The following is a 1,483-nucleotide window of genomic DNA, read 5'->3' on the forward strand; positions in this document are numbered from 1 at the left end:
TGATCGCCATAGAGCAAGGCGCGCGTCAGAACGCGCCATCACTGATCAGGGATAATCCGAGCGCATGAAGCCCAACCGTTCCGAGCGGCCGAGCCGTCCAGGTACTGCCCCCTTGCGCGAATACCATTCCCGCATCCTGGCCTACATCGCCGCGGCCGCCAGCGTCACCGCCGGCACCGTCGGCCATTACTTCGGCTACGAAACCCTGTGGATGGTGCCCTACGCCCTGCTCTACCCGCACCTGGCGCAGAACCTGAGCCGCCGCTACAAGCAGGAGCACCCGCAGCAGACGCGCCTGGTGCTGCTGTTCATCGACGCCCTGCACGCCGGCGCCGGCGCCGCCCTGCTGGGCTTCGCGATAGTGCCGACGCTGATGTTCCTGCTGATCCTGGCTTTCTCCGCGCTGATCATCGGCGGCCTGCGCAGCCTCGGCCTGGGCCTGCTGGTGGGGCTGAGCGCGGCGGTGCTCACCGGCGCGGTGGCCGGCGCCGACTTCAAGGGCAACTCGCCGCTGCTGGTGAACCTGGTCAGCGTGCTGTTCGCCACCTTCTACATCTGCGTCACCGCGTTCTTCGTGCACCAGCAGGGCCTGCGCCTGGCCCAGGTGCGCGGCGAGATCGCCCGCGAGCAGGAAAAGGCCGCGCGGCTGGCGAACAACCTGGCCAAGTACCTGTCGCCGCAAGTCTGGGAATCCATCTTCAGCGGCAAGAAGAGCGTGCGCCTGGAGACCCAGCGCAAGAAGCTCACGGTGTTCTTCTCCGACATCAAGGGCTTCACCGAGCTGTCCGAGGAACTGGAAGCCGAAGCCCTGACCGACATGCTCAACAACTACCTCAACGAAATGTCGAAGATCGCCCTGAAGTACGGCGGCACCATCGACAAGTTCGTCGGCGACTGCGTCATGGTGTTCTTCGGCGACCCGACCACCCAGGGCGCCAAGAAGGACGCCGTGGCCGCGGTGTCGATGGCCGTGGCCATGCGCAAGCACATGAAGGTGATGCGCCAGCAGTGGCGCGCCCAGGGCATCACCAAGCCGCTGGAAGTGCGCATGGGCATCAACACCGGCTACTGCACGGTGGGCAACTTCGGCGCCGACACGCGCATGGACTACACCATCATCGGCCGCGAAGTGAACCTCGCCAGCCGCCTGGAAAGCGCCGCCGAGGCCGGCGAGATCCTCCTCAGCCACGAGACCTACTCGCTGGTGAAGGACGTGATCATGTGCCGCGACAAGGGCCAGATCAACGTCAAGGGCTTCAGCAAGCCGGTACAGATCTACCAGGTGGTCGACTTCCGCCGCGACCTGGGCGCCAACCCGAGCTTCATCGAGCACGAGTTGCCGGGCTTCTCGATGTACCTGGACACCAACAACGTGCAGAACTTCGACAAGGACCGGGTGATCCTGGCGCTGCAGCAGGCGGTCGAGAAGCTCAAGGATAAGATCATTCTCTGATCCTCGCGGCACCCGCTTGGCGTGCCTTCC

1 protein-coding gene is annotated in these 1,483 nt (G+C 64.9%); it reads left to right on the forward strand.

The window, feature by feature from the left end; genetic code table 11:
• Positions 1-64 precede the first annotated feature (64 nt).
• Positions 65-1,453 (forward strand): adenylate/guanylate cyclase domain-containing protein, encoded by a 1,389-nt coding sequence (locus tag P3W75_RS28400; RefSeq protein WP_276230653.1) that lies wholly within the window; start codon positions 65-67, stop codon positions 1,451-1,453.
• Positions 1,454-1,483 lie beyond the last annotated feature (30 nt).

This window comes from Pseudomonas citronellolis (assembly GCF_029335315.1).
In the GTDB taxonomy this organism is placed as follows: domain Bacteria; phylum Pseudomonadota; class Gammaproteobacteria; order Pseudomonadales; family Pseudomonadaceae; genus Pseudomonas; species Pseudomonas citronellolis_A.

Bases quoted from the DNA above. Each gene is read 5' to 3' on its own strand.
- P3W75_RS28400 (WP_276230653.1), top strand. From the start codon at position 65: ATGAAGCCCAACCGTTCCGAGCGGCCGAGCCGTCCAGGTACTGCCCCC.